Below are 20,244 nucleotides of genomic sequence, written 5' to 3' on the forward strand. Positions count from 1 at the left end.
ACCGACCCCTCACCCCAGCCCTCTCCCCAGTGGGGAGAGGGAGAAAGGGCGGGGTTACAGAACTTCCTTGCCGTCCTGCTTGTAGGTCACGCCATCCTTCATCACGAAGCTGACCTTCTGCATCACCGTGATGTCATCCAGCGGGTTGCCCGGGACCGCGACCACGTCAGCGCGGCGGCCCACGGCGATCTGGCCGAGCTCGTTCTGCTTGTGCAGCAGTTCGGCGGCGTGCGTGGTGGCGGCCTGCAGCACGTACATCGCGGGCATGCCGGCTTGCACCATGTATTCGAATTCCTTGGCGTTCTGGCCATGCGGGTAAACCGCTGCGTCGGTGCCGAAGGCAATCTTCACGCCAGCCTTGTACGCCTTGCCCGCGGTGGCCTGGATGATCGGGCCGACCTGCATCGCCTTGGCTGCCACCTGTGGCGGGTAATAGCCCGGCTTGGCGGCCATTTCCTGCACATACTTGCCGGCGATGATGGTGGGCACGTACCAGGTGCCATGCTCCTTCATCAGCTTCATGTCCTCGTCGTTCATGAAGGTGCCATGCTCGATCGAGTCCACGCCGGCCAGCACGGCGCGGCGGATGGCCTCGGCACCGTGCGCGTGCGCGGCCACGGTGAAGCCGTAGTCGTGCGCGACGGTGACTACCGCCTTGATCTCCTCGATGGTCATCTGTGCGTTGTCGGCGCTGCTGCTTTCATCCAGCACGCCGCCCGAGGGCATGATCTTGATGACATCCACGCCGTCCTTGTAATGCTGGCGCACGGCCTTGTAGGCATCCTCGGGGCTGTTGATGACGCCTTCCTTTGGATCCGGGTTGCCGGCCAAATCCGAGCGGTAGCCATCGGTGGGGTCGGCATGGCCGCCGGTGGTGCCGATCGGCTTGCCCGCGGTGAACATGCGCGGGCCCGGCACGATGCCCGCGTTGATCGCGTTGCGCAGCGCGATCGATTCGTTGTTGCCGTCGCCGACATTGCGTACGGCCGTAAAGCCGGCCATCAGCGTACGGCGGGCATAGACGGTGGAGCGCACGGCGTAGTCGGCCACATTCCAGCGGAACTGGTCAGAGTAGCTGGAGGGGCTGGTTTCGAAGGAGAGGTGCGTGTGCGAGTCGATCAGGCCCGGCATGCAGGTGGCGTCCGCCAGATTGACCACGGCGTAGCGCGTGCCAGCCGCGCTGGCGGCGTCGCGATACGGCTTGTCGTCGACGTTGCCGCTCTTGATCTCCTTGACCCGGGTGCCCTCGATCACCAGCGTGGTTTCGCCCAGCAGCTTGCCTGCGGCCGGATCGACCAGGCGCGCGCAATGCAGCACGGTGACGTCGCGATGGGTGGTAGGCGCTTCCGCTGCGATGGCGGCAGGCAGCGCAAGGGCTGCGGCGATGGCGAAGGCAATGCGTGTGGTCATGGTGAGCTCCCCGGGTGAAGCGACCATCTTAGGGGAGTGACACACGTGATGAGGGGTGACGAAAGTCACCCCTCGGGATATGGACGATCAGTCTTTACCCGACTCGTCGCTGCCGGCGTCTTCCACCACCGTCGTGACCTCGGCCGGCGCGTGCTCGTGACGTTCCGCTGCCACGTGGCGCGCGTGCAGCGCCTCGCTGGTGGCATCGGCCGGTACCGGCTTCTCGGCCGCGACCTCTTTCTCGCCATCGCCGCCCGGTGTGATCTTGAGGATGGAGTGGCGCACTTCGCGGGAAAGAATCACGCGTGCATCGCGCACCATGTCTTCCAGCGCATGGTCGTAGTCGAGCTTGCCGGCTTCGTCGGTCCACACGATGCGATTCTCGCGCAGCTTATGGATGAAGCCCCGGAACAGCGCCTTGTCGAAGAACTCCGGCGCCGACAGCTCATTGAGCAGGCTCAGACGCTGCGCGGTGAGTGTGCAGGCGTTCTCCAGCTCCGCGCCGGTGAGCGTGTGAGGACCGTTCTTCACCAGTGCGGCGATGGTGATGTAGTAGCGCTCGAATGCCTGGATCAGGCTGCGCGCGATGATCTTCAACTGGAATGCCGCATCGTCCTGGCCCGGGCCGCGCTCCAGCACGCGACCTTCGCCGGTGGCTTCCAGCAAGCCACGGCGCACGAAGAAGTCGATAGTCGACTGCAGCTGCGTGCAGAAACCTTCCTCGTCCCACGGCAGGAACAGCTCACCCTGGATGAACGGATAGATGATGCGACCCAGTCGCAGCACCGAGGCGCGCGACATGCGGCGGTTGTTGAGGAAGCAGCAGGCCACCCATGCCGCGGTTGTCGTGAGGTGCAGCACGTTGTTGCGGAAGTAGCTGAGCAGTACCGCCTGCTCGTCTTCGGTGACCAGCACGTCGCCCAGCGAATGACGCACGCGGCGAATCCAGCCCATCTGCTCGCCGTACGCGATGATGCCGGCAGGATCCATCGAGGTGAGCGTCATGCGGTCCGAAAAAGGCAGCTCTTCCAGCAGCGCCTTCATCAGTTCCAGCTGCGCCAGCAGGTCGTTCTCGGCCATCGCGTGCTTGGGCGTGGCGAGCAGGGCCACCGCCAGCAGGTTGATGGGATTTGCGTCGGCGGCGCGATTGATATTGACCTGGATGCGTTCGGCCAGATCATCCACCACGCGGTTCAGCCACTCGGGTTTGGCGTCCGGATCATCGATGGCGGCGCGCCAGTTGGCACTCGCGGCATCGAGCAACGGGTTCAGTTCGATCGGCTCGCCAAAATTCAGCGACACGTGCCCGTAGCGCTGGCGCAATACCTTCAGGCCGCGCAGCAGGCCGAGCAGCGATTCCTTCTCCTTGGGCTTGCCTGAGAGTTCGCCGATATAGCTCTTGCCTTCCATCAGCTTCTCGTAGCCGATGTACACCGGCTGGAACAGCACCGGACGGCGAGGCGCGCGCAGGAACGCACGCACGGTCATCACCAGCATGCCGGCACGCGGCGCCAGCAGGCGCCCGGTACGCGACCGGCCACCCTCGATGAAATACTCGATCGGCACACCGCGATCGATCAGCTGGGCGAGGTATTCGTTGAACACCACCGGGTACAGCGCATTGCCCTTGAAGCTGCGGCGCAGGAAAAACGCACCACCGCGACGCAGGATCGGGCCGATGCCCGGCAGGTTGAGGTTCACGCCCGCAGCGATGTGGGGTACCACCACGCCGGACACATGCAGCTGGTAGGACAGCAGCAGATAGTCGGTATGGCTGCGATGACACGGTACGTACACCACTTCATGGCCCGGCGCAGCGGCGCGGGCCTTGTCGAAGTGATGCATGGCGATACCGTCGTACAGCTTGTTCCAGAAGTTGGAGAGCAGGAACGACACCGAACGCACCACCGGGTGCGAATAGTCGGCGGCGATTTCCATCGCCATGTCGTGCGCACGCCGCCAGGCTTTGGCCTGGCTGATGTTTTCCTTCGCCGCGACGGCGGCGATGGCGGTGCGCACCGGTTCGGCATTGAGCACGGCGTCGACCACCGTGCGGCGATGCGAAAGATCCGGGCCGATTACCGCCGCGCGGATGCGGCGGAAGTGGGTGCGCAGCACGCGGGCGATCTTGCGGGTGAGGCGTTCCGGCCGGATCTCGCCGGCCTCGTTCATCACCGTGCGCAGCGACACCGGCGTGGAGAAGTGCACCACCGTGTCGCGACCGTTGAGCAGCAACGCCAGCATGCGGCGGAAGCGGCCCACCATCACCCAGTTTTCCGAGAACAGCACGCTGAACCAGCCCGACTCGCGGGTAGGCGCGCGGCCGACGTAGATGGAGACGGGCACGATCTGGATGTCCCGCTCCGGGTCGCCTTCCAGCGAACGCACCAGCTGGCCCAGCGGCTCGTTGGGCGAGCGCTTGCGGTTACGGCCGAACAGCCAGCCGTCGCGGCGCGCGAGCGCAAATACCGAGCGTTTGCGGCGTGTGCCCGATAGCGGCTGCATCGGGCTGGGCAGTCCGGCCTCGCGGCAGGCGCGCTCAAGGATCAGGGCATCGGAGAAGCCATCGCGCTCGATCACATAGCACACCCGCACGCCGGCCTGGAGCAGGGCGGCGGGTTCGGCGGGATCGCGGCGGATGCGCATCCAGGGTTCGAGCAGTTGCCCGGCCAGGTTGAACCACCAAGGCGCGCGGCTACGGGCGGGAGTGTCCGTGGTCGACATATTCAGCATCCGCAGATTGTAACCGGTGGAGCCAAAAGAACCGGATTCGGCCTCAGTGCTTACACGCCGCAGTTAGTTTGGCTTCGGCTTGGGCCGCCGTCGCCCGGGCTGCGGCCGCCTGCGCGGGCGTTGCGCCACCGCCAGTCGCGACGTAGCCGACGTGGACGCCAGTGACGCAATCAGTCGACAGCGCGGTGGCTAAGCCTTTCACGGCCTGAGCTTTTTCAGTGCTGCTGGCAGGCGCGGGCGGCGCGATCAGCCGCTCATGCGCCTCGCGGACGTTCTGCAACATGTCGGCGCTGTACCAGCGACCGGCCTGCTGGACCAGGTCCGATTCAATGGAAAGTGGCTTGCCAAGCAGGACGTAGTCGATGCGCACGCGAGCGTGGCCATTTCCGCTTTCCAGCGGCGTGACTTTGACGGAGTTGAGCGTGTCATCGATCGACAACCCATAGATGGCCAGCACCTGCTTGATACCCAGGAAGCCTGCGCTGTACTTCTGCATCGCGGTATCGAAGTCCATGCTGCGCAGCTGCTCGGGTGTCTTCAGGTCGAGCTTGCGTGCGGTGGCCACGGCCACGGCAATCGCCTGCTTGGCCCGCGCCTGATCGAACCAAGGCACCTGCTGCGCCCACGGCGCGAGTACGTTGACCACTTCCGTGGCCTGCCGCTTCTGTGGCGTGGTCAGCTCCTTGCTCTGCGCCACACCCGTGCTGGCGATGGCCTGTGCAATGCCGATCATCACCGGCACCTGGTCGTGGTACTGCTGCTCCAGCTGGGTGAGCTTGGGCTTGGCCAGTGCGTAGAGCTTGTTCTCCGCGTCCGGCTCGGTCAGCTGCTGCATGTTCTTGATGAAGTCGGCACGGTCTTCGGCGCTGATGGGCTGTTCGTCGGCGCGGGCGCGCGTCCAGTCCGTGCGCAGCGTGTCGTAGTCCGCGGGAGGCAGGGCGTGCTTCCAGAACCCGGCAAAATCACCCGTCTTGATCAGGGCCACCGACTGCTGCACCGAGGCCTCGGGCGTTTCGCCGCCGGCAACCACCGGAACCGGTGCGGGCTTGTGCGAAGTCATGACCAAGGCGACCACCGTGGCCAGCACCAGCAGGGCGACAAATGCGCCAACGGCATAGAAGACGGATGAGCGGCGCATGGAGTCTCGAAGTGTGGCGCCCGTCGACCAGCAGGGTCCGGAGCGGTCGGCGGAGCGTAAGGGCGGCGGCTCCGCGTGAACAAGAGCCAGGTTGCCGGGCTGTGCGGTGGCCCAAAAAGAAAACCCCGCGGGCGTTTGGCCTCACGGGGTAATCCGGCAGAGCCGGAAGGGAAATGGCCTTGCCTGCGGAATTATCAAGGTCAGCAGGTGTTGGCGGGGGAGATCTTACTTCCCCGTTAAAGTTAAAGCAATACTTTAGCTTGAGTCGCGTAACTCATTGATTTTTTGTGATGTTCATTCAATCAAAATGCAGCGACTGGATCTTCTGGCGGCGGCGCTCGTCGCGCGGTGCCGTCCAATCGTTGTTGAACAAAGCCGGTTCCCATGCGCCATAGGTGGGATTGGGCAGCACGAACCAGCGGGTGCCCACCCAACCCATATAGGGCGCCATGGCCTTCTGTCGGCCTTCGGCGTTGTTGGATAGAACGGTTACAAAATCGCCGATCTGGTCGCCAAATTGCATCAAAACACGGTATTTGTGGCTGATCATCTGGCGGCGGCAACCCTTCTCGGTGCCAACCTGTTCGCAATCCTCCACAAACGTACCCAGTCCCAGGAATGCCTCGGGGCCGGAGACCGGCAGGCCGGCAGCGCGCAGGTTGGCCAGGGTGGCCTGGTCCAGGTCCTTGGCGCGGTTGGAGATATAGATCACCGCGATGCCATGCCTGGCGGCGAACTGGGTGAACTCGACCACGCCGGGCAGGGCGCGGGCGCGCTGTTCCTTGCACCACGCGGCCCAGTCGGCCTCGTTGTATTCACCGCCGCTCTTTACCAGGCGGGCCTGATAGGGCGAGTTGTCCAGCACGGTTTCGTCGATATCCAGCACCACCGCGGGCGTCAGGCCCTTGGCTGGGGCGACCCGGTCGTCCTTCGGCAGCGCGTCCCACTGAGGGTCGACCATGGCGGGCAACAGGCGCGATTGCGCATCGCGATAGGTTTGCAGATAGATCAGGTCATGCTCGATTGCGGCCTGGCTCCAGGCGACGGCATTGAGGTTGTCGTCCGCCTGGATCGCGGCGGCCGGGGTGGGCGTCGCCGCAGCGGCGGGCGCAGTTGACTTGAGGGGTGCGGCGGAACAACCGGCAAGCAAAACCAGGGCGGCAAGGGCCGCCGGCAAACGAACGGACATGAAGGGATTCCCGTGGAGACTGAACAAACAGGATCAGAGAAGTTTACGACAGGGGCATGTCGTGACCGAGGGCCTCACCAGCAGTCATCCCAGCGAAGGCTGGGATCCAGTGTCTTTATCTGGGGTGTATCGCAGTCATCAACCACAGGCACTGGGTCCCAGCGTTCGCTGGGACGACGGTGGAGGGCAGGGTATCCGGGGCTGGCGGCAATGTCGGCCTGCTGACAGACTCGGGCGGCCCCCACCGCCCACATGAAGTTGCATGGAACCTGCCCCGTCCATCCTGCGCCAACCTTCGTTGGCCGTCCGCATAACCAGCTACGTGCTGGCCGGCGCCGCGTTGATGTTGGTGCTGGGCCTGCGTCTGCTGCCGGCACTGTTCGCGGGCCTGCTGGTATACGAGCTGGTGCAAGCCACCGCGCCGCTGCTGGGCAAACGCGTCCCCGGCGACCGAGCGCGGGTGCTGGTGGTGGCCTTGCTCGGCACCATCGTGGTGGGCCTGCTGGTGTTGCTGATCCTTGGCGCAGTGAGCTTCCTGCGTAACGAGATCGGCAATCCCGAGGTGATGTGGCAGCAACAGCTGATGCCACTCGTTGAAAAGGCGCGCGAGCAGTTGCCCACATCCGTGGTGGGCTGGTTGCCCGATAGCGTGGACGACCTGCGCGTGATGGCACTGGAACTTACCCGCAAGCATTCGGTGAGCCTGCAGACCGTGGGCAAGGAAGCTGCGCGCGTGTTCGTGCACATCCTCATCGGCATGGTGCTGGGCGCGATCGTGGCGCTTAGCCGGGCGCGCCCGGCGCATCAGGTCGGGCCGCTGGCGGCGTCTCTGGGCCTGCGTGCACAGCGTCTCGCCGAGGCGTTCCATAACGTGGTGTTTGCGCAGATCAAGATCTCGCTGATCAACACCGTGTTCACCGCCATTTTCCTGCTGGGCGTGTTGCCTCTGCTGGACATTCACGTGCCGCTGGCCAAGACGCTGGTGGTGGTCACCTTCATCGTCGGCCTGCTGCCGGTTATAGGCAATCTCATCTCCAACACTGCCATCACCATTGCGGGCCTGTCGATTTCACTGGGCGTGGGCATCGCGGCGCTGGGCTTCCTCATCCTCATCCACAAGCTCGAGTACTTCCTCAATGCGCGCATCGTGGGTGGACAGATCCGTGCCCGCGCGTGGGAGCTGCTGGTGGCGATGCTGCTGATGGAAGCAGCGTTCGGTCTACCAGGGCTGATCGCGGGCCCGATCTACTACGCCTATCTGAAGAGCGAGCTGGAAGCGGAGCGGTTGATCTGACGGGTATGTCACCGCTGTCATCATAGGCAGCGCGCCACTGGCGCTCATGTGTTGTTCGCGTGAAATGTCACACCCGGATGGCATCAGGCCGTGGCATCGGCCGTTTGCGCGAATGCAGGCTGCACTCGCTTGATGGGCATCCCCGTTATGGACGTCCAAATATCGCGCGAGCCGCAAGTTATTGCGACCTGGATGACGTCACTGTTTGTTAAAAAAAACCTGTGATAAACAGGGCTTGGCGGGGACGGATAAGGGGACCGGACGACTGTTGGGGAATTGTCGTCCAGCTGATTGTTCTCGCCTTCGTGCACACCGCTTGGTGTGTCTTCTGAGAAGGAAGATTCGGGGAGACAAGCATGTTGAAGTGCAAGCTCACGGCTGCCGTGCTGGCAGCCTTGGCGTTCGGCTATGCATCTGCGGCCAGCGCTGTTGATTCACCAGCGCCACAGGACGCGCCATCCGCTCAGGATGCGACGCAAGCCCAGCAAGATGCAGACGCAGTGAAAAAGGCAAAGAAGCTTGAAGCCGTGACCGTTACGGGTTCACTGATTCCTCAATCGCAGGTGGAAACGGCGACGCCGATCATCACGATCACGGCAGAGGACATGAAGGCTCGTGGATTCACCACGGTCGCGGAAGCGTTGCAGCAGCAGTCGTTTGCCACCGGCAGCGTCCAAGGTCCACAGGACAATAATTCGTTCACCACCGGTGCTCAGACGCTGAGCATGTTCGGCCTGCCCGTCGGCTTCACCAAGTACCTCATCGACGGCCGGCCGATGGGAGATTTCCCCGGCCTCTACAACGGCAGCGATGTTTTCAACAACATCAGCAACATTCCGATGGAAATGGTCGACCACATCGATGTGCTGCCAGGTGGTCAGTCGTCGCTGTACGGTTCCGACGCCATTGCCGGTGTGGTCAACATCGTGCTGAAGAAGCACGTGGATGCCCCGGCCATTGATGTGCGCGCCGGTTGGTACTCACGAGGCGGCGGGGCGAGTCAGCGCATCAGTTTTGCGGACAGTTTCAGCGTCGGCAAATTCAACACCATGATTGGCCTTCAATACGAGCAAAAAAAGCCCATCTGGGGTTACGACCGCTCTCTTACCAAGACCTACTACAACCAGGGAACGAGTCCGGCTACGGCGTCCCGAGACTATCTTGTGCTGGACGCCATTGCGGGCCAGTACCTGTTTCTCGACCCCAATAACTGCTCGACGGTGAGCGGTGGGTACCACGGTACGGAAGGGTTGCAGAATCGTCCGGGTCGAGGCGACTACTGCGGTTCGCAATACAGCGCCGGCTATTCGACGATCGCCAACGACGACAAGACGGCCAACCTGTACTCGCACTCGACGTTCGACGTGAACGAGAATCTGCAGCTCTACGGTGACCTGCTCTACAACTACGAAGAGCAGAAATTCACGCCGGGCAGCAACACGACGTTCTGGAGCAGTCAAATCGCGACGGCTGCCGCCGGCGGCGGTTACTACTGGGATCCCAATCTCAACACCCTGGCGCTGGTGCAGCGCATCTTCACGCCTGAAGAAGTGGGCGGCTACCAGAACATCATGAGCAAGCAGTACGAAAACTCGTACATGCTGACCCTGGGTGGCAAGGGCACGGTCGGGCAGTCCAACTGGGATTACGATCTCGGCTTTACGCATTCCGATGACAAGCTCATCAATCGGGACTTCCAGCGCTTTACGGGTCCGATCGAGCAATATTTTGCCGATCACGTCATGGGCCGCCAGCAGGGTACGTATTCCGGCTATCCGGTGTTCACGCCTGACTATACGAAGCTGTACAACCCGGTTTCGACGTCTGACTTCCGCAGTTTCACCGGCTATACCACGTCAACCGCCAAGACTTGGGACAACCTGCTTCGCGGTCAGCTGACCAACCAGTCGCTGGTCCATCTGGCCGGTGGCGATGCAGGCGTCGCGGTGGTGCTCGAAGGCGGCAACCAGGGCTGGGATTCATCGCCCGACCCGCGTCTGTTGCAGACGGTGACCGACGTCAACGGAAACACCGACAGCTATGTCTACGGCACCAGCGCAACGCCGGGTGCGGGTCACCGCTCCCGCTACGCGGCGACGACGGAATTCAGGCTGCCGTTGCTTGAGCAGTTGACCATGGATATCTCGGCCCGGTACGACAACTACAAGGTCGCCGGAAATCACGTGGATCACACCACATACAACACCGGGCTTGAATACCGTCCGGTTGAAACGCTGCTGCTGCGCGTGCGTTACGGTTCGGCTTTCAAGGTGCCGACACTGGCGGACGAGTTCCAGGGTCCAAGCGGCTACTACAACTCGGTCACGGACTACCTCAACTGCGCACGCATGGGTGTGGATCCGGCCAATGCTGCACGCAACTGTAAAGCTCCGTATGACCTCACGCAGTATCAGGGCCTGACCTACGGCAATCCGGAATTGCAGCCGATCACGGCGAAGGTGTGGAGTTACGGTTTTGTCTGGGCGCCGATCGAGCGCATGTCGTTTGGTGTTGATTACCTTCACTGGGACATCAACAACGAGGTTACCCAGATCAGTGCCGACCAGTTGTCGAAGACGGAATACCTCTGCGACATAGGAACCTATGACCCTGCATCTGCGCTCTGTACGAATGCGTTCAACCTGATCACGCGCGGTCCAGGCAACGGCACCCTGTTGGGTCAGATCACCAACATCACCACGCCAAAGCTCAACATCGCCAACGAGCAGCTCAATGCCATCACGGCGAACTTTGCCTACGTGCAGCCTGTAGGGGTGTGGGGCCAGCTGGCGCTCAACCTGTCCTATTCGGACGTGCTCAAGCACACCACGCAGGACTACGCGACCGATCCGAAGGTCGACGTGCTTCGCCATCCGGCCGCGTATCCCAATGGCACGGACTTCAAGAGCAAGGCGAACGGCTCGCTCACCTGGAGTAAGAACGAGTGGTCGGCCACGCTGTACTTCAACCGTTACGGAAGCACGCCGAACTACCTGGCCACGGTGGTCGACAACTACACGGATCCGGGTACCGGCAAGCTCGCACCGTGGATCATCTACAACGCCAGCGTGACCTATAACCCGATCAAAAACCTTGGCCTGTCGCTGCTGGTAAACAACCTGTTCGACAACATGCCACCTGAAGATCATAGCTACGATGGCCTGACGAATACGCCCTATAACACTGACAACTACAACGTGTATGGTCGTGCCATCTACCTCGAAGCAAAGTACACCTTCGGGAACTAGTGGCTGAGCGCTTCACGGAAACGGCCCTGTTTTGCAGGGCCGTTTCCACTCAAGCGATCGACAAGTCGCCTGCAGGGCAGGCCGGTCCGTTCAACGCTCCAGCGCGATGCCGGAGTCATCAAGCAGATCCAGCAGTGGTCCCAGCTGGGACTCGTACTTCTTCCAGCGTTTGACAGCGGTACGATAGATCGGTGCGCGAACTTGTACCGCGCTGGCCGTATTGACCGGCGCCTCGTTTTTCTCAAATTGCAGGCAGCGCTCGTCCCAGGACAGGCCACAGAAATCAATCAACCGGCGAGAGCGTTCTTCCTGAGCATCCACCAGCGATTCGTAGCGGACCTCCAGGATGCGTCCGGGGAGCACTCGCTGCCAGTGAGACATCAGGCGATCGAACTGTGTGAAGTATCGGCCCGTATCGAGCAGGTCGAACGAGTAGCCATAAAGCGGCGAGATCTGCGAGAAGAGCTGGCGGAAGTTGCTCAGGCACGTATCCACTGGATCCCTGCGCAGGCAGACGATCTTGGCGTTCGGCAAGGCGCGAGCGATATAGCCGGCATAGAGAAAGTTATGGGGCAGTTTGTCGATGAAATGTGCCTTGATGCCCGTCGCCGGCCGTGTGCTCGCCAGGTAGTCCGCGCCAAGCTGCCTCCAGTCGAGCGTGCGTGCGCGATGGACGGTATCCAGGTCGAGCATGGTGTGCGTGCGGCTGCCGGACATGCGTTTGAGCACGACGCCAAAATTCTGCAGCTCGCCAGCGGAATAGACATCAGGATGGCTGGAGATGATGCGTTCCACCAGGGTCGTTCCAGACCGTGGCATGCCGATCACGAAGATGGGCTCGTGAGTCGGGTCGCCATCGGCTCCATCGATGGGCATGTCGAAGGTGCGAGTCAACGCTTCGAATAGCGCTACGTCATCCTTGATCGAGTAGTTGCGCAACGCCTTCCCCGAAGATTTCCCTCGGACAAAATGCGCAAATGCCTGCGGGTATTGCGCAAGGTCCTCATGCTCCTTGGCCAAAGCCATGTTCAGGTAGGTCTGCGCCTCGTCAACATGCGGATGGCGCGCAACCAGCGACTGCAGGCGTTCAACGTGATTCGCTTCAGGCTGTTGCTTTCGGAGCTGCGAGAGCGTCAGGTGCGCCTTCCAGAACGTGGGGTCCCGTTGGATGCACGCTTCCAACTCCTGTTCTGCGGCGGCAACGTCACCCAGCGCAACCAGCGCAGTTGCGAGATTGAAGCGATAGGCCGGCCGGTCCGGCACAAGAGCAACGGCTCCGCGGAAGGCATGTGCTGCGCGATCGTGCGCATGGGCCTGGGTGTAGACCACGCCGAGCGTGTCGAACGTGTGGGGGTCGCCAGGCGATTGCGCCATGGCCTTGTCAGCAGCGACGATGGATTCGCGCGAGCGCCTTACCAGCGACAGTGCCTTTGCGAACTGGGCAACGATATCCGCGCGCCGCGGTTCCAGATCCGATGCCTTGTGGAGAAGCCCCAACGCTGCAGGCATGTGCTCCAGTTCAAGGCAGGCGATGCCAGCCATATAGCAAACGCCCCCATGATCCGGGGCGAGTGGTACCAGCTGTGCAGCGAGATCGTAGGCAAGTTGCCATTGCCGCTGATTGAAGGCGGCTACGAGCTGAGCGTAGAGCTGGGCCGGGTCGGTCATGGATGTCCGGAATGTGGCGCGATCGGTCGATTCTAAGCGAGGGACGAACCGCGTGCGCTACGCCGATACCGATGAAGTACGGTCCTTGAACGGCCTAGTTGCCCGCCAGCATCGCCGCAATCTTCGCCATGTGCGACTCGGCCGTCTCGCGCACCACTTCCTTGTCCGCTTCCGGATCCTTACCCTGCCAGTGCAGGTCATCCTGCGGCAGTTCGTGCAGGAAGCGGCTGGGCTGGTTGCTGTGCACCTCGCCGTAGCGCTTGGTCTTGGCCGACCACGACAGCGTGAGCATTTCCTTGGCGCGCGTGATGCCCACGTACATCAGGCGGCGCTCTTCATCGACGCGACCTTCGTCCATGGCGCCCTCATGTGGCAGCGTGCCTTCCTCGCAGCCGACGATGAAGACGAAGCGGAACTCCAGGCCTTTGGCGGCGTGCAGCGTCATCATGCGCACGGCGTTGCCGGGTTCGTCGCGGTCGGCATGACTGAGCAGGGCCAGCTGCGCGGCCAGGTCGCCAGCGCTGTTGTTGCCCTTTTGCATGGCGCGGAACCAGTCGGCCAGTTCGCGCATATTGCCCAGGCGGCGTTCGCGCAGCGCTGCGTCGGTGGTGCTGGCGGCGATCTGCTCGGCGTAGCCGGTGCGCTTGAGCACGGTTTCCACCAGATCCGCCGCGCCCTGATGCAGCGAGGCGCTACGCAGTTCGTCAATGAGGTTGGTGAAAGATGCAAGCGCTGCCGCCGGACGCGGTGTGAGCTGGCGCAGCACGGCATCGCTGCGCGCGGCATCGAGCAGCGACGCGTGGCGTGTCTGCGCGATCTGGCCGAGTTTCTCCAGTGTGGTCGAGCCGATCTCGCGCTTGGGTACGTTCACCACGCGCAGGAACGCAGCGTCATCACTCGGGTTGGTTAGCAAGCGCAGATAGCACAGCAGATCCTTTACCTCCTGGCGATCCAGGAAGCTCAGCGCGCCAGTGAGGTGATACGGCACGCGCGCCAGGCGCAGCGCTTTTTCAAGCGGGCGTGCCTGGAAATTGCCGCGATACAGAATGGCGATGTCGTGCCAGCGCGCTTTGTGCTTTTCCGCCAGCGTGGTGGCGATGGCAGCCACGCGCTCCGCCTCGTGCTCGTTTTCCTTGCACTCCAGCACGCGAATCTGCGCGCCTTCGGGATGCTCGCTCCACAGCTTCTTTTCGTGCTGATGCGGATTGTTTGCGATCAGCTTGTTGGCCGCGCGCAGGATGCGCTTGCCGCAGCGGTAGTTCTGCTCCAGCTTGATCACACGCAGGCTTGGCCAGTCCTTGCCGAGCTGGTCGATGTTCTCGGGATTGGCGCCGCGCCACGCGTAGATGGACTGGTCGTCGTCGCCCACGCAGGTAAAGCGGCCACGCTCGCCAGCCAGCGCCTTCAGCAGGCGGAACTGCGCGTCGTTGGTGTCCTGGTACTCGTCCACCAGCAGGTAGCGCAGGCGTTCGCGCCACGCCATGCGGCACTCCTCGTCACTTTCGAGGATACGCAGCGGCAGGCGAATCAGGTCGTCGAAGTCCACCGCGTTGAACGCGGCCAGGCGCTGCTGGTACAGCTGATAGATCATCGCCGCATCCATCTCGCGCGGACTGCGGGCAGCGGCCAACGCTTCCTCCGGCGAGAGGCCCGCGTTCTTGGCGCGGCTGACCAGATTGCGAATGTTGAACAGCACGTCGGGCTTCACGCCCTTGGGTGACAGCTCCTTGATGATGCCCTCGCTGTCGTCAGCGTCGAGCACCGAGAAACCCCTGCGCAGGCCCGCACGCTGGTGCTCCATCTGCAGGAACTTCAGGCCAAGCGCGTGGAAGGTACACACGGTAAGCGCTGCGGCATCCTCGCTGCTGATCAGCTTGGACACGCGCTCGCGCATTTCCTTCGCCGCCTTGTTGGTGAAGGTGATGGCGGCGATCTTGGACGGCGAAAGTTTCTTGCGCGCGATGAGATACGCGATCTTCTGCGTGATCACGCTGGTCTTGCCCGAGCCGGCGCCGGCCAATACCAGCAGCGGGCCGTCGCAGTGTTCGACGGCGGCCAATTGTTGGGGATTGAGCATGGTGTGCGCAGAGGCAAGGACGGCGCACGATGGTAACAGAGGTCATCGGCTCGGCCGACGGGCAGGGCGTAGTATGCTCGGCCGGTCGGGCCAGGGATGCCGGCGACACCGGCCAGTGCCCGCCTCACTGGAGCGTGAGATGAGCAGGTTCGCGATTCTTGCCCTGGCGTTTGTCACGATCGCCTGCGTTGGCAAGGCGTTGGCGCAGGAAGGCGCCGCTTCGGATGGTGACCTCAAACGCAGCAGCGCCATACTTGCCGATATGGCGACGCGGCCGTTCATCGAAGCGCATCCCGACCTTCGTTTCCGCAACCTGGGCATGCAGGCCTACTACGAAGGCCGCAAGCGCGAAGCCTTCCACGATTTCCAGCTGGCCGCGCGCTATGTCGACAAGACGTCCCAGGCCTTGGTGGCGTTGATGTACTGGAATGGCGACGGCGTGGCCCAGGACCGGGTCAATGGCTACGCATGGATGGAACTGGCAGCGAGCCGTGGTTATTTCGAGCTGCAACGGCAAAGCGACTTTTATGCGGCACAGCTCAGTGAGACCGAGCGTGCGCAGGCGCACGCATTAAGGCAGAAACTGGAAGCGGACTTCGGCGACGAAGTCGGTGCTCGTCGCCTCACGCTTGAGCTGGGCAGCATTCGTTCGCAGATCACCGGCAGTCATCTTGGTTGGGTCGGCAACGGTGTGGCGATCTACGCGGATGATGCGAGCCGTGCCGCCTCGGGTGAGAATGTCGCCCGCTTGCTCGGGCGGGGCGGTGGCTCGAGCGTCGACCTGAGCGAGATAGGCGACTCGGCGCGCATGGACACTGCGCATTACCTGCGCGTGAAAGACCTGCAGTGGCAGGTACAGATGTTGAAGGGACACGTCGAGGTAGGCGAGCTGCAACCGGTCCGTAAACCTTCGGACGGACCGCATCCTGCCAGCTGAAGCATGCGACCATGGCTTGAATGGGACGAACACGGTCGGCCGTCGTGTTGACATGGCGGGCGTTTGTACGGTGTTCGGCGGCGATGCCAAAGGGCATGGCGGCGGCCTTTGCGCGCGCCATAATGGCTCAGGCCAAACGGAGGGCGATCAGGGCATGGGCGACGGCGAATGCACGGCAATGCAGCAATGCGACGTAGCCATCATTGGCGGCGGCCCAGCGGGCAGCACGGCGGCCGCCTTGCTGGCGCGGCGTGGCTATCGCGTGATTGCGCTGGAGAAGGATCACCATCCGCGTTTCCACATCGGCGAATCGTTGCTGCCGATGAACCTGAAGGTGTTCGAGCGCCTTGGTGTCATGGAGAAAGTTCGCGCGCTAGGGGTCTACAAGCCCGGCGCCGATTTCGAAGCGGACAATCCGCAGGGCTACAACACTTACGCGTTTGCGCGCGCGTTGGGCAATAGCCCACCTCATGCGTATCAGGTCTGGCGGCAGGATTTCGATGCCATGCTGTTCCAGCATGCGCGCGAATGTGGCGCAGATGCGCGCGAGGGCCACGAAGTACGCCAGGTCGAACATGCCGGGCCGCGCGAGAGCACGCTGCAAGTGGTGGATGAGAACGGCGCCGACTATCGCATCCAGGCTCGTTATGTAGTCGACGCCAGCGGGCGCGATGCTTTCCTCTCCGGCAGGAAGAAACTGCGGCGCAAGAACGCCGAACACCAGAGCGCGGCGATCTTCGGACATTTCCGTGGCGCCGAGCCGCGGCCTGGCGCCGATGCCGGCAATATCAGCATCTATCGGTTCGATCACGGCTGGATGTGGATGATCCCACTGCCCGATGGCGTGATGAGCGTGGGAGCGGTGTGCCGGCCCGACTATCTCAAGCAGCGGCGCGGGCGCACGGTGGAATTCCTGCTGGACACGCTGCGCCAGAACGAAGGGTTGTGGCGGCGCGTTGAACAGGCCGAGCTGATCGGCAATGAAGTGCGCGTCACCGGCAACTATTCGTATGACTCCTCATGCATGGGTGGCCCGGGTTGGGTGTTGATTGGTGACGCGTTCGCCTTCCTCGATCCGGTGTTCTCCTCCGGCGTTTACCTGGCCATGAGCGGCGCAGAGCAGGCGGTGGAAGTCGTGGATCGCGCCCTGCTCGATCCACGGGTGGAGAAGCGGCTGCAGCGTCGCCTTGAACGGCGCCAGCGGCGAGGCATGCGGCGCTTCGCGTTCTTCATCTACCGCTTCAACGGACCGGTGATGCGCCAGTTATTCTGCTCGCCGCGCAACACGTTCCAGATCGAGCAGGGCGTCATTTCGATGCTGGCGGGCGACGTGTTCGACTCGTTCAAGGTATGGACCCGCATTCTCGCTTTTCGGGTGATCTACGGCGTGCTGGCACTATGCCAATGGCGCGGCTGGCTCGCGGAGCGGCGCTACCGCCTGTCCCAGGCCCGGAGCCGTTTCAGCGGGGGTACCACGCCGCTGGATCAGGATTGAGCCGCGTGCCGCCGTCAACCAAGTAACATCAGCGCCCCGTTGCAGGAACGATCATGGCCAAGCTTTATTTCTATTACTCGGCGATGAATGCCGGCAAGACCACTACCTTGCTGCAGAGCGCGTACAACTATCACGAGCGCGGCATGCGCACGCTCATCCTCACGCCAGCGCTGGACAACCGCTTCGGCGACGGCGTGGTGGCCTCGCGTATCGGCCTGAAGGCCAACGCGCGCCGATTCGGCGGGGAAGAGGATCTGCTCGCTTTGGTGCAGGCCGACATGGCCACACGCGGCGCGCTGCATTGCGTGTTCGTCGACGAGGCGCAGTTCCTGAGCAAGGCGCAGGCATGGCAGCTCAGCGACGTCGTGGACAAGTTGAATATTCCGGTGCTTGCCTATGGCCTTCGCACCGATTTCCGCGGCGAACTGTTCGAGGGCAGTCGTTACCTGTTGGCCTGGGCGGACAACCTGGAAGAGATCAAGACCATCTGTCATACCGGCCGCAAGGCCACTATGGTGGTCCGCGTGGATGAGCGTGGCCGAGCCGTGACCGAGGGTCCGCAGGTTGAGATCGGCGGCAACGACCGCTATGTCTCAGTGAGCCGCGCCGAGTTCAAGCGCATCACCGAGGGGCGCGGCCACATTGAATTGCAGCAGTCCGTGCTACCGCTGGGCGAAGGGCATTGAGCCCTGCGCATTGACACAAGGAAAGCCATGTCCAAGGTTTACATTCCCGCCTGGCAGCGTCCCCACTGGCAGCCGAGCGATGAAGAGGCCCTGCTGCAGTTCTACGTATTCGGCAAGTTCGAGCCGGGGCGCGCGCCTTCGGCCGACTATGGCAGCGAAGGCTTGCCCCAAGGCATGGAGCTGACCAGCCATCACCACAACGCATTGCGTCAGTGGGAGGGCTATCCGCTCAAGGGCAGTGTGGGCCGGATGTTCAAGGACGATGCACCCGAGGCATACAAGCTGGCATTGGACTCGCCGGAAGTTTTGGTAGTGCGCGGCCGTCTTCCTGACAGCGCGGACACTGGCTATCTTCGCGACACGCTGGGTGTGCTGGCCGCATTGCTCGATGTGGGCGGCACCGCCATTCTCGATCCGCAGGTCCTCACCCTGTATGACGCCGATACCTGGCGACGGCATTACCTGGTGCGCGATGGCGCGCCAATCCGCAATCACCTGCTGATCCTGCGCGACAACGAAGAGCAGGATGGACGCTACTGGATACACACGCGCGGCATGCGCAAGTTTGGCCGTCCGGACATAAGCATTCGCAACGTACCGGAGCGCGACACCAACCGCGCTGGTTTGCTGTGCGAGCGGCTGGTGGAGCTGGAGGCGCTGGGTGCGCATTTCAGTGACGGCCAGGAGCTGGATGCCGAAGGGTTGCATGGCGGCCTGATGGCCCGTCTCGGCGGAGGTGATGAGGACCCGGAATTCAACAATACGTTTGTGGAATTTCGCTGGCCTGATTGAAGCGAGGCGCTCCTTCTCCCCCATGGGGAGAAGGTTGGGATGAGGGGCGGGTGCTCGCGATTACGCGTGGGCCGAGCGTTAGCGCCAGGGTGCCGCTTACGCAGCGGGCGTTTCGACTGCCTGCCGGCAGCCGAGTCACTTTTCTTTGCTGGCCCAAAGAAAAGTAACCCAAAGAAAGAGCCTCTAGAGCTGGCAGCGGGCCGTGGGATAGAAGCGCTGGAAGGTCTCTGTGACCTGAGAGTTGATTACCCCAGGTTACACACAGCGGCTACACCGCAACGCGCCGAAGCGGTGAGGACTTAAAACAGGATCGCCCGAAGGTCGCGACGTTTGTTACAACCGAGGGATGGTCACAAAGCGCATGCTTTAAGCCCTCTGCGCCCTGACGCGTTGCGGTGTAGCAGCTGTGCATAACCATGGGCCGCGACCTGGCCGTCTGGCGACGTGCTTCAAGCTCGTATCCCACCCATCGCTATGAGCCTTTGAGGCCATTTCTTTGGGTTACTTTTCTTTGGGCCAGCAAAGAAAAGTGACTCGGTCGCCGGCAGGCGATCGAAACGCCCGCCGCGTAGGCGGCAAACTGGCGTCAACGCTAGTACCTACGCTATCGCGAGATTGGCCCCTCATCCCAACCTTCTCCCCGGAGGGGAGAAGGAGCTAAGAGCTAAGAGCTAAGAGCCAGGAGCCAGGAGCCAGGAGCCAGGAGCCAGGAGCCAGGAGCCAGGAGCCAGGAGCCAGGAGCCAGGAGCTAGTGCTGACAGCGCGAACACCAAAACGTCGAACGCTGCCCCAGAACCACCTGCCGTATCGGTGTTCCACACACCCGACAAGGTTCCCCCTCGCGCCCATAAACCTGCAACTCGCGGAAGAAATACCCCGGCGCCCCATCCGGCTTGATGAAGTCACGCAATGTGGTGCCACCACGCTCGATCGCCCACGCCAGAATGCGCTTTACTTCTCCCGCCAACCGCGCATAACGCGCACGCGAAACAGAGCCCGCCGGTTTGCGCGGATCAATACCCGCCGCAAACAACGCTTCGCTGGCGTAGATATTGCCAACGCCAACCACCACAGCGTTATCCATCAGGAACAACTTCACCGCAGCCTTGCGGCCACGCGACAAATGCCAAAGCACGTCACCGTCGAAATCGTCAGTAAGCGGCTCAGGACCGAGCGAGAGGAGCAATTCGTGCGTTTCGCCCGGCGCCTGCCAAAGGAGGCAGCCAAAGCGGCGCGCATCGGTGAAACGCAATATGCGTGGTCCTTCGGTTGTCGTCGGTTCCAGCGCGATGTCTACATGATCGTGCTTGCCCACGAGTGCATCGGGCGGCAACACACGCAACACACCGGTCATGCCCAGATGCAGCAAAGCACTCCCGGCCTGCGTATGCAGCAGAAGATACTTCGCGCGACGTTCAACATCCTCGATGCGCTGGCCTGGCAGTAGCGTGGTGATCTCTGGCGGAATCGGCCAGCGCAGATCGGGGCGGCGCAACGTGACGCCCGTGACGCGTCTCCCGATCAGGTGCGGGGCAATCCCGCGACGCGTGGTTTCGACTTCGGGCAGTTCGGGCATC

At 62.6% G+C, this 20,244-nt stretch carries 13 protein-coding genes; 6 read left to right on the forward strand and 7 right to left on the reverse strand.

Going from position 1 to position 20,244, the window contains the following annotated elements; translation table 11 throughout:
- Positions 1-54 precede the first annotated feature (54 nt).
- The 4 genes from AC3CBN_RS05845 to AC3CBN_RS05860 form a co-directional block, all read right to left on the reverse strand.
- Positions 55-1,410, reverse strand: a complete 1,356-nt coding sequence (locus tag AC3CBN_RS05845; RefSeq protein WP_488635880.1) for a metal-dependent hydrolase family protein — start codon at positions 1,408-1,410, stop codon at positions 55-57.
- Between the two features lie 87 nt (positions 1,411-1,497).
- Positions 1,498-4,143 (reverse strand): glycerol-3-phosphate 1-O-acyltransferase PlsB, encoded by a 2,646-nt coding sequence (gene plsB / locus AC3CBN_RS05850; protein ID WP_488635881.1) that lies wholly within the window; start codon positions 4,141-4,143, stop codon positions 1,498-1,500.
- A gap of 43 nt (positions 4,144-4,186) precedes the next feature.
- Complete coding sequence (locus tag AC3CBN_RS05855; RefSeq protein WP_488635882.1) at positions 4,187-5,281, reverse strand: hypothetical protein; 1,095 nt, start codon at positions 5,279-5,281, stop codon at positions 4,187-4,189.
- 298 nt (positions 5,282-5,579) lie between these two features.
- On the reverse strand, positions 5,580-6,470 hold the full coding sequence (locus tag AC3CBN_RS05860; RefSeq protein WP_488635883.1) for a 5'-nucleotidase, lipoprotein e(P4) family: 891 nt from the start codon (positions 6,468-6,470) through the stop codon (positions 5,580-5,582).
- A 262-nt stretch (positions 6,471-6,732) separates the two neighbouring features.
- Between AC3CBN_RS05860 and AC3CBN_RS05865 the strand changes: the two genes are divergently transcribed.
- Together AC3CBN_RS05865 and AC3CBN_RS05870 are read left to right on the forward strand one after the other, a co-directional pair.
- Positions 6,733-7,764 carry an AI-2E family transporter gene (locus AC3CBN_RS05865; RefSeq protein ID WP_488635884.1) on the forward strand — a complete coding sequence of 344 codons (1,032 nt, stop codon included), beginning with the start codon at positions 6,733-6,735 and terminating at the stop codon, positions 7,762-7,764.
- 356 nt (positions 7,765-8,120) lie between these two features.
- Positions 8,121-11,012: a TonB-dependent receptor domain-containing protein gene (locus AC3CBN_RS05870; protein ID WP_488635885.1), complete on the forward strand. Its 2,892-nt coding sequence runs from the start codon at positions 8,121-8,123 to the stop codon at positions 11,010-11,012.
- A gap of 90 nt (positions 11,013-11,102) precedes the next feature.
- On the opposite strand, the gene AC3CBN_RS05875 is transcribed toward AC3CBN_RS05870, so the two are convergent.
- Both AC3CBN_RS05875 and AC3CBN_RS05880 read right to left on the reverse strand, forming a co-directional pair.
- Positions 11,103-12,680: a tetratricopeptide repeat-containing sulfotransferase family protein gene (locus AC3CBN_RS05875; protein WP_488635886.1), complete on the reverse strand. Its 1,578-nt coding sequence runs from the start codon at positions 12,678-12,680 to the stop codon at positions 11,103-11,105.
- Between the two features lie 94 nt (positions 12,681-12,774).
- Positions 12,775-14,757, reverse strand: coding sequence for a UvrD-helicase domain-containing protein (locus AC3CBN_RS05880; RefSeq protein WP_488635887.1), 1,983 nt, complete (start codon positions 14,755-14,757; stop codon positions 12,775-12,777).
- Between the two features lie 139 nt (positions 14,758-14,896).
- On the opposite strand from AC3CBN_RS05880, the gene AC3CBN_RS05885 reads away from it, so the two are divergent.
- The 4 genes from AC3CBN_RS05885 to AC3CBN_RS05900 all read left to right on the forward strand — a co-directional run bounded on the left by AC3CBN_RS05885 (position 14,897) and on the right by AC3CBN_RS05900 (position 18,667).
- A complete protein-coding gene (locus tag AC3CBN_RS05885; RefSeq protein ID WP_488635888.1) occupies positions 14,897-15,694 on the forward strand; it encodes an SEL1-like repeat protein in 798 nt (265 codons plus the stop codon).
- A 154-nt stretch (positions 15,695-15,848) separates the two neighbouring features.
- Positions 15,849-17,189, forward strand: a complete 1,341-nt coding sequence (locus tag AC3CBN_RS05890; protein WP_488636672.1) for an NAD(P)/FAD-dependent oxidoreductase — start codon at positions 15,849-15,851, stop codon at positions 17,187-17,189.
- Between the two features lie 53 nt (positions 17,190-17,242).
- The gene (locus AC3CBN_RS05895) at positions 17,243-17,875 is read left to right on the forward strand and encodes a thymidine kinase (RefSeq protein WP_488635889.1); all 633 of its coding nucleotides are present in this window, start codon (positions 17,243-17,245) and stop codon (positions 17,873-17,875) included.
- 27 nt (positions 17,876-17,902) lie between these two features.
- Positions 17,903-18,667: a hypothetical protein gene (locus AC3CBN_RS05900; protein WP_488635890.1), complete on the forward strand. Its 765-nt coding sequence runs from the start codon at positions 17,903-17,905 to the stop codon at positions 18,665-18,667.
- A 748-nt stretch (positions 18,668-19,415) separates the two neighbouring features.
- Here AC3CBN_RS05900 and mutM read toward each other — a convergent pair.
- On the reverse strand, positions 19,416-20,243 hold the full coding sequence (gene mutM, locus AC3CBN_RS05905; protein WP_488635891.1) for a bifunctional DNA-formamidopyrimidine glycosylase/DNA-(apurinic or apyrimidinic site) lyase: 828 nt from the start codon (positions 20,241-20,243) through the stop codon (positions 19,416-19,418).
- Position 20,244 lies beyond the last annotated feature (1 nt).

It is taken from the genome of Dyella sp. OK584, assembly GCF_057787755.1.